Source organism: Neisseria sp. P0021.S005, from assembly GCF_051956955.1.
Map to the genome: position 1 here is coordinate 1 of NZ_JBQCWY010000094.1, position 8,835 is coordinate 8,835.

Here is an 8,835-nt window from a genome sequence, read left to right on the forward strand (position 1 = left end):
TGGTTGGAGGCAGTATTGGCTGACTCGGTGAAGGTTACGCCGTTGCCTGCGGTAATGTTGACGTTGTTGTTGGCGGTAATGTTGGATGCGATTTCAGCAGAGTCTTTGGCGTTGATGACAACATTGGTCGCATTCATATCGCCTTTGACGGCGGTAGATTCTTTTTTGTTTTCATCAGCGTAGTTGACGTTCAGGTTGGCATTCACATCAACGTTTGAACCATCTTTGGTGTATGCGCCGACAGTCAAAGAAGCGCCGCCTTGTTTACTGCTGCTGTTGCTGGTGTTGTGGGCGGCAGTGTTGTGGTATGAACCTGCATCAATGTTAATCGCACCGGTCACATCGTATTTTGTACCTTCATCAGACACTTTGTCATTTGCCAAAACGATGGCATTGCCTGCGTTGATGGTGGTTACGGTTGCAGTGGATTCATTGTGGGTCGAGGAGTTGCCTTGACCTTGTGCAGTGATTTCACCGCCGATGCCTTTGTTGGTACTGATGCCGGCAGAAACGACCAAACCGCCGCCGTTTTGTTTCACATCGGATTTTGCACCGCTGTGTGCCGCTGCATGGGTAACGTTTTTGGCAGCTTCAACCACATTGCCGGTCGCATTAATCACTGTACCTTCTTGATTAATATTGCCGTTTGCAGTGATGGTGGCGTTGCCGCCGGTGTTGATGTTGGATACATGAGATGTATTCGTTACGGTAGTTGCATCTGTTTTGGTGCTGGTAATGCCGACAGATACGCCGACGCCTGCAACGTTATTTTTTTCGTATGCAGTAGCAGATACGCCCAAATCAGTTACGCGTCCGGATTCGGTCACAGTGTTGCTGCCTTTGGATGCAACAACATTGACGTCATTGGCTGCGGAAATGTTGACAGATTCTTCGCCGTTGACTTGGCTACCGCTGACGGTAACGTTTGAGTTGGAAGACAACTGGGTGTTTTTACCGGTCAAAATGCTGCCGTTCAGGCCGACAGAGTGGGTGTCGGTGTGGGTATCGGTGAATTTAATACCGGCTTTGGCAGTCACGCTGCCGTTTTCTTTATTGGTTTCGGTGCCAGAGTAGCCTTTGATGGAATACTCGTTGACCTGTTTGTTTTCTACCGCTTTGGCAGCATCAATGGTCAAATCGCCTGCGGAAGAAAGTTGCAGTTTTTGTGCCGCAAACAATGCAGAACCGATCACATTGATGTCTTTGTTGGAAACAACGGTCAGGTCGGCATTGGAAACCAAGGTAGAACCGGTTACTTTTTCAATGCTGCTGTTGCTGCTGGTTTTAGAGGTAGTGATATTGAAAATCGTACCTTTACGCGCGCTTTGTGCGGAAGTATCGGTGCTGGTGGCGTTTTTAATATCGACATTGCCTGCTTTGGAGCTGACGAATGTACCGGCTTGGCCTTCAACGGTACTGCCGTAAACGTTGACGCCGTTTTTTGCACCCAAAACTATGTTTGAGTTGGCAGTAATGCTGCTGCCGTGCAGGTTTTCGGTACGGTTGTTTTGAACTTGGCTTTCACCGCCGAACAGGCCGCCCCAGTATTTTTTCTGGTCGTCGAGGCTGTTGGTGTTGATGGTGGTTTGAGTACCCAAGTTGATGTTGTTGACATCGGTAACGACATTGCCGTTTGCCGCAATGCTTGCGCCGTAAGTGCTCAAATCGCCTTCGGAAATCAAACCGATATCACCGGCTGCGGAGATTTTGGTTTGATGGGCGGTAGAGTTTTTGGAAGATTTTGTAGCGATACCGGTTTTCAGGGCAGCAGTTTCATTTTTGAAGCTGACATAAGTCGAGCTGCTGTCGGTTTCGCTGTTGCTGCTTAATACGATTCCTTGTTGGGCGGCAATGCGTGCATCAGCAGCCGAGTTCAGTTCGGTCGCATCCAATTGAACTTTGCCGGTGGTGGCAATATTGACAGAACCGGCATTGATTTTGGTTTGATGCAGGCTTTCGTCAGCAGAGGAGCTCAGGTTGTTGTTGTACCAAAGGCCTTTGCTTTGAGTGTGGTCGGATTCTGTACGGTTGGTGGTTTTTACCGCGTTAGAATTGATATTGCCTGTGGCAGAAGCAGTCAGCGCGCCGGCATTGATGTTGGCTGCGCTCAGGTTGAGGCTGCCGCTATTGTTCAAAGTCAATGACTCGGATGCATTGATATTGCTGGCGGTAAAGGTTTCCGTTTTGTTGCGGTCCGAACGGAAGTGCTGAACATTTTGCGCCTCTTTGCCGCTGGAAGATTTGTTGGCAGAATGGCTGGTAACCGTGCCTTTGATGTCGGTATCGCGGGCAAACAATTCCATTTGTGCGCCGGTCAGATTGGCGGACTGGATGCTCAGGTTGCCTTTGCTGTCGATATTCAGGTAGCGGGTACCGGTAATGGCGGCATTTTGAATGTTTTGTTTGGCGCGTTTGTCGGTCGCGTGGATGCGGATGGTACCGGCGCGCATACTGCCGAAAATATGACCGTCAAGCACCGGCGCATTTGAAGCAGCGTCCAATGCTTCGATTTGTGCGGTTTTGTAGTCGAAGTTGCTTTTGCCTGAAGAAACATTGATGGCGTCGGCGGCATTAACGTTGGCTGATTTGCCGACAACCACTTGCGGCGCGAGCAGGTCAACCACGCGGTTGCCGCTCAAATTGCCGTTTACTTGCAGTTGTTTGCCATTGTCGCTGATATTGAAAGATTTCAACGCGCCGTCTGAAACGGTTGGCGTACCGACAACCAAGGATGCGCGGTTGGCATTCAGGATACTGCCGCCGTTGTGGGTAATGCCGTTAGGGTTTGCCAAAACATAGTCTGCGGCAATACCGAAGATCTCTTGCTGACCCAAGATCAGGGAAGGGTTTTTGCTGACCACTTCATTCAAGATCACAGATGCGGCCTGACCTTGGAAGTTTTTGTTGGCAGACAGGTTTCCGGCCAGTTGGGATTTACCGGCAGACAGGGCGTTATTCAAAACGGCACCGTGTTGGGAAACGTTGTACTTGTTATATTGGTTGTGAGAAAGACCTTGAGCCGTCGGTGCGGCAATGTTGACGATGTCAACATTGTGTTGCTGCTGTACCGAAGTTTGGCCGATGGCTTCGATATTGGCGGCTACCGCTGCATTTCCCAGGAATGCAAAGCACACGGCGACAGTTACTTTGCCGGAAGCTGAGAGCTTAGGCTGATATAAAGTGTCGATTTTCATGGATTTTAATCCTTATTTATCGTGATGGAGATTGAATCAGAAATCCCATATCGGGTATTGGATTTCTGTTGAGGAAATTTTTGAATGTATTAACATTGTTATGAATTTTTTTACAATCATACCACCAGTATGGCCTTGTGTGCACTATTTCAAATGCAAATAAAAACCGCCCATCTCATTGATATTAATGGAAAATTAATAACGGTAAGATAGGCGGTTTATATATTGGATAAAAGGATATATATTTACATAACTTTAAAATGGAATGCGTAAAGAAACAGTCACATGATCCTGTTTTTCGCTGTTTGATTGGTTGGGCATGCGCGCAAAACCTTTGCCGTAGTCGGCAGAAAGCTGCCATTTGTCCGCCTTGCCCAAATTCAAACCTGCCACTAAGCCCATGGCACGTTGCGAACCTTCGTTATTGTTTTTGGCAACGCCGATGTCTGCGCCCAGATAAGGCTCGATATAGATGCCGTGGGGCGTATTGCGGCGGAAATAAACGGTATTGCTCAACAAGACTGCGCTGTTTGCGCTCAAAGAAGTTGAACGGAAACCGCGTACATTTTGATAACCGACGATGTCCATTTCTTTGGCGGCAAACAAATCATGCGGGCTATATTGGGCGTCTATTTGGTGATGGTTGCGCACGATCCATTTACCCAATGGACGGTTTTGAATCAAATTGCTCTGCAAGGATACAGAGGTATAACGCTTGTCGAATGGCGTGTGTTCGGTATTTTTCGCAAATCCTTGTTCCACGCCGATATTGTTGAGCCAAATGCCGTTTGGCAGGATGGCTGTATGCGATAGGCCGACTTGTGTCGAATAGACTTCCGGGCTTTGCAATTCCAGTTTGCTGTCGGCAAATTTTGCAGTCTGTTTCACATAATCGATGCCGATATAGGCGGAGGTAATATGTTTTTGACTGCGTGAGAATACGCGGTCTGCTTTGATTCCTGCCGCTTTGGATTGGGAGCGGTAGGCATAACGTGTTACGCTGGGCGTTAAGATGCTTTGCGATTGCGACGCGGCGGCGTAAGTGCTGAATGTCCATGCACCATAAGGAACTTGATAGAACATACTGCCGCCGCGACTGTAATGGCTGTCGTGGTTGTTTAGATTGGTATAGCCGTTTAGATAAAGGGAGTCGCTCAATCCCAACGGGCTGCCGACATTCAGGCTGCCGCGCAGTGTCGTGGTATTGGGTTTGTTGCCTTTATTGTCAATGGTGACGCTGCCGCCCCAATGTTTTTCGGCATCGTTGTTGAGTTGGATTGAGGCGGTGCCGTCATCATGCGGATAAACATCGATGCTGACGTTGTTGCCAGCAACATGGTTTGCCTGTTCGATACCTTGGTCGAGGTATTGAATGTTCAGCGGTTTGCCTTGATGATTGGGGAAGAGGGTGTCGACGTTGACTGTACGGGAGCCGCCGGTAATCTCACGGATTTTGCCTTCGATGACTGCTAATTTCAAAACACGCTCAGGCGTGGTTTCAAATTTGATTTGCGTGTGCGGATAGCCTTGAGCGATATATTCGGCAACGATATCCCGGTTCAGTTGGTTGATGTTGTTTTGATTGATGCATTTGGGGAGCTTGGCTTCAATCTTTTTGGAATCGATGAGCGTAATGCCGGAAAGTTCGATACCGGTGTAATCCAAACATTCGGTATTGTTTTCAGACGGCACCTCTTGTGCAACCGTGTCGTTATCTTGTTTTTTCTGTAAATCCCATGCCGACTGCTCGCGTTTTTGGATTTCGACCGAATGAATCTGATCGAGATTGTCGCGGAAGTCTTTGTCGAATTGGTTGGGTACGTTTTTATCGATTTGATTAAGCGGATTCGGTGTATTGGCCGCATAGGCGTTTAGCGCGGAGAGAATCAATACGGGCAGGGGAAGAAGGCGGGATTTGTACATGGTGTCGTAATTTTATAGGGATAATAATTGGGTTTATTTTATCGAAAATAGCTGCTTGGGGCGTATCGGTTTTTATCCTTGTCTGCAATCAGGGTTTATTAAGCAACAATGGGATAAATTTTTATGATAATACCATAAAAATATTAAGGGAATTTAAATAACAAAAACCTGCCTTTGAAAAAGCAGGTTTTTTCAGACGGCCTGTGAGCCGTTAAAGATTTTGCAAACGCTCGACAGAAGGCGCGTAGTAGTAAGCACCTGATACGGCTTTAGACAAATATTTCAGCAGTAAGTCGGTTTTGCCGTCTGCATCGCCGAACATATTGAGCAGCTGAACTTCAATATTGTGCAGCGTGTTGCAATAGGAAGTGAACATCAAACCATGTTCGCCGCTGATTTTGCCGAAGGGCAGGCTGCGGCGGACAATTTTCAAGTCAACGCCGTTTTCTTTGACATTGACGCGGCCGAGATGGGAGTCGGGCAGGCGCACGTCTTCGTTGAATTCATCATTGGTTTCTTTGCTGCGGCCTACGCTGGCTTCTTGTTCGGCAGTAGGGACGGCATCCCATTTTTTTAAATCGTGCAGGTATTTTTGCAGCAAAACATAGCTGCCGCCGGTATCGGGCTTGCCTTCGGGAATAATGGCGACATTGCGCACATTGTCATCGCCCTGCGGATTTTCCGTACCATCGACAAAACCGTCCAAGCCGCGGTCTTCATACAGGCGCAGGCCGTGTTCTTCAGTGGATACGCGGATGCTGTCGCCGAATGCGCCTAAAACAGATTGAGCTAAGGCATAGGCGGCTTTTTGCTCGGTGGCTTGAATGTGGATATAGAGATCGTGTTGGGTGGAGGGGGCGAGGCCGTTGCCCAATTCAGGAAAAGGTTTGATTTCGCTGCCTTCGTCAGTATGGCCGAACGATTGCCATGCGCGGCTGCCAAAGGCAATGGTCAAACCCAAAATATCATTTGGAAAACGGGTTTTCAGTTTGGCCAAGGATTCCAAAGAAAGGCGGCAGGCAGATTTGATGTCTTCGTTGCGGCCGTCTGAAATGTCTGCTTCGATAAAAATACCGGCTTGTGCGTGATCAGGAATAATAGCTGATTGAGGGTGGCTCATGATGATTCCTTTCAAAATATTATGGGTTTTTACGCGGGAGATTATACACTGAAAGTTTCAGACGGCCTAAAATCTGCCTTTTGATTTTTTTAGGGTCGGAAAGTCATGTTTGGTAAGATGTTTTTTGTGAGCGTCATTCTGTTGCAAGTGTTTACATTCGGGCTTGGGCGTTCACTGCAATGGCTGTTTGCGCCTTGGATTGGCAAAGTTGGCAGACGTTGGCTAATGGGTATTTCCTATTTCATTACAAACGGCTTGTTGATCGGCTTGCTGCTGGAGTTGGGGCATATGATGTTCCGCGTGGTGGCGTTTTGGATGGTAATCTTGCTGTTTGTGATGTATGCCGCGTTGGTGACATTTATCCTGTATCTTTTGCTGCGCCGTTTTGTGGCACGCCAACCGCTTTCTCGAAGCCTGCGGCTGTTTGCGCCTTTGTTTGTGGCCGGTTTGCTCGGTTTGGGGATGTATAACGCCTATACGCCCGTGGTCCGCCATCAGACTGTATTCATCAATAAGAAAATGGATAAGCCGCTGCGTATCGGCGTGGCCAGCGATTTGCACTTGGGGATTTTGTTTGGCGCGCGTCAATTGGACAAGTTGACGGACATCATGAAGCGGGAAAAAGTCGACATAGTGTTGCTGCCGGGCGATTTGATGGACGATACCGTCGATGCCTACCTTAAAGAAAACATGAAACCACATTTGCAGAAGCTGACTGCGCCGATGGGCGTTTATGCCACTTTGGGCAATCATGACTGGTTCCGCGATCAGAAGCGTATCAAACATGAATTGGAAGCTGCAGGCTTGACGGTTTTGGCCAATCAGGTTTTGGAAGTGAATGGTGTGTTGCTGGTAGGGCGGAGCGATGATTTGGATCGCAAGCGTCCTAGTGCGGAGCAGCTTTTAGAAGGTCAAAATACCCGATTACCGGTTTTATTGATGGACCACCGTCCTACTTCAATCGAAACCCATGCCCGGCTGCCGATTGATGTGCAGGTCTCCGGCCATGTCCACAACGGCCAAGTTGCACCTGCCAACCTTATCGTCCGTACGCTTTATCGTCTTGCTTACGGTTATGAGGCGATCGGCAACGGCCATTTCTTCACCACTTCGGGCTACGGCTTCTGGGGCATTCCCTTGCGTTTGGGTTCGCAATCAGAAGTGTGGGTTATTGACATCAAGTCAAAGCATTGAAATAGAAATATAAACTTCAGGCCGTCTGAATTTCAGACGGCCTTTTTTATGAAAATTGGGAAAAAATATTGAAATTGGATTATAATCGATGTTAATAAAATCAGCCACCGATATGAGTGGCATCATAACTAGGGAACTCACTATGGGCATTATTAGTCTTGCACTTATCTTCGTATCAATCGCCGCCGTCTTATTGTATTTCAAACAACAGTTGAAAGACCGCAAAAAAGACTGTCGCGAATCCTTTGTCTCTTTGCGCATTGCGCTCGACTGCCGACATCAGGCCGTCCGTCATGTATTGGATGCATACAGCAAACATCTGCAAGAGCAGGGCATTGCATCGGATCGAAACGTTCAGCAGATGTGTGCCGAAGTCGAAACTGCATTGGCGCAAACTGCCAAAACATTTTCCGAGTCCAAAATCAAACATCTGTGTGAAGCCGAAACAGCATTGAATCATGCGTTGAAAAAATTGCAAACTGCCGTCAACGGTCTTTTGAAACAGTATCCTGATGAGCAATTGGCGGGTTTGATGGAAATGCTGGATGCAGCAGAAGCGGAAGTTGCATCAGCACGCCGTACTTACAACCGCAGAGCCGGAAGTTACAACCATCATTTAAACAAGCTGCCCAACCGCCTTGTCGCCAAGCCATTAGGCTTTGACAAGCAGGCAGGATTGGTTCGTTTCACGGAAAATCAAACGCAACGCATGAGCAGCAATATGTTAGCTTAAAAATTAAGCAGTTTGCTGAATAAGTGATACACAAAAGGCCGTCTGAAATATTAATTTCAGACGGCCTTTTGTTTACTGTTAATGAAAAATACTTAGGCTTTGGCCAATTTATTGGGCAAAGCGGATCAGGCTGTCGGCAAGCTTATCGGCTGCAGTTTCGTAACCTTGTGCAGAGAAGTGAACGCCGTCTTTGGCTGCCAAGCCTTGAGCCATCCAGCTTTTCATGCTGCATGCGCCCCCCATTGCATCTTGCCAAGACCAGAACATGATTTTTTCGTCACGGGCAACGCGTTGCTGCATTTGTTGTACTTCGCTGAGCAAGACCGGACGGTTGCCGCAGCTGCCGTAGGCGGTTTTCAAAGATTCCGGAGCGCCGAGGATCAGGATACCTGCGTTGGGCAGGGTGTTTTTGATTTGACGGATGTAATTGCGCCATGTCCGTTCGGTAGAGGAAATATCGAGATTGCCGGAAAAGGCTTCATTGGTACCGTAGGCAAGGATGATTAAATCGGCTTTGGTTTGTGCCAAATCTTCCCACATACCCGGCCGCCATTTTGACCATTGGGATAACTGCGCGCCGTTGATGCCCATGGCGGAAACGGTTACGCCGCGTCCGGGGCGTTCGATATTAATGAAACCGATTTGCCAAGGCATGCTGCTGCTGAGGGTCA

Annotated in this window: 6 protein-coding genes; 2 read left to right on the forward strand and 4 right to left on the reverse strand. The window is 48.1% G+C overall.

The features are described from left to right. The 3 genes from ACTHUE_RS07390 to ACTHUE_RS07400 form a co-directional block, all read right to left on the reverse strand. Window positions 1-3,194: two-partner secretion domain-containing protein (locus ACTHUE_RS07390; RefSeq protein ID WP_440423191.1), on the reverse strand; the 3,194-nt coding region annotated here is incomplete at its 3' end. 255 nt (window positions 3,195-3,449) lie between these two features. Further along, entirely contained in the window at window positions 3,450-5,117 is a 1,668-nt protein-coding gene (locus ACTHUE_RS07395) for a ShlB/FhaC/HecB family hemolysin secretion/activation protein (RefSeq protein WP_049343965.1), read from the reverse strand. Window positions 5,118-5,328: 211 nt separating this feature from the next. After that, complete coding sequence (locus tag ACTHUE_RS07400) at window positions 5,329-6,237, reverse strand: Dyp-type peroxidase (RefSeq protein WP_049343964.1); 909 nt, start codon at window positions 6,235-6,237, stop codon at window positions 5,329-5,331. 105 nt (window positions 6,238-6,342) lie between these two features. On the opposite strand from ACTHUE_RS07400, the gene ACTHUE_RS07405 reads away from it, so the two are divergent. Both ACTHUE_RS07405 and ACTHUE_RS07410 read left to right on the forward strand, forming a co-directional pair. Beyond that, window positions 6,343-7,431: a metallophosphoesterase gene (locus ACTHUE_RS07405; RefSeq protein ID WP_070504789.1), complete on the forward strand. Its 1,089-nt coding sequence runs from the start codon at window positions 6,343-6,345 to the stop codon at window positions 7,429-7,431. A gap of 112 nt (window positions 7,432-7,543) precedes the next feature. Continuing rightward, the gene (locus ACTHUE_RS07410) at window positions 7,544-8,164 is read left to right on the forward strand and encodes a LemA family protein (protein ID WP_234395834.1); all 621 of its coding nucleotides are present in this window, start codon (window positions 7,544-7,546) and stop codon (window positions 8,162-8,164) included. A gap of 108 nt (window positions 8,165-8,272) precedes the next feature. Here the strand turns inward: ACTHUE_RS07410 and ACTHUE_RS07415 are convergent. Continuing rightward, on the reverse strand, window positions 8,273-8,835 hold a 563-nt coding region (locus tag ACTHUE_RS07415), incomplete at its 5' end, for an SGNH/GDSL hydrolase family protein (protein WP_440423193.1).

What these genes read in the sequence shown, in the direction of transcription:
- ACTHUE_RS07395 (WP_049343965.1), bottom strand. Translation starts at nt 5,117, where the DNA reads ATGTACAAATCCCGCCTTCTTCCCCTGCCCGTATTGATTCTCTCCGCG.
- ACTHUE_RS07400 (WP_049343964.1), bottom strand. Translation starts at nt 6,237, where the DNA reads ATGAGCCACCCTCAATCAGCTATTATTCCTGATCACGCACAAGCCGGT.
- ACTHUE_RS07405 (WP_070504789.1), top strand. Translation starts at nt 6,343, where the DNA reads ATGTTTGGTAAGATGTTTTTTGTGAGCGTCATTCTGTTGCAAGTGTTT.
- ACTHUE_RS07410 (WP_234395834.1), top strand. Translation starts at nt 7,544, where the DNA reads ATGAGTGGCATCATAACTAGGGAACTCACTATGGGCATTATTAGTCTT.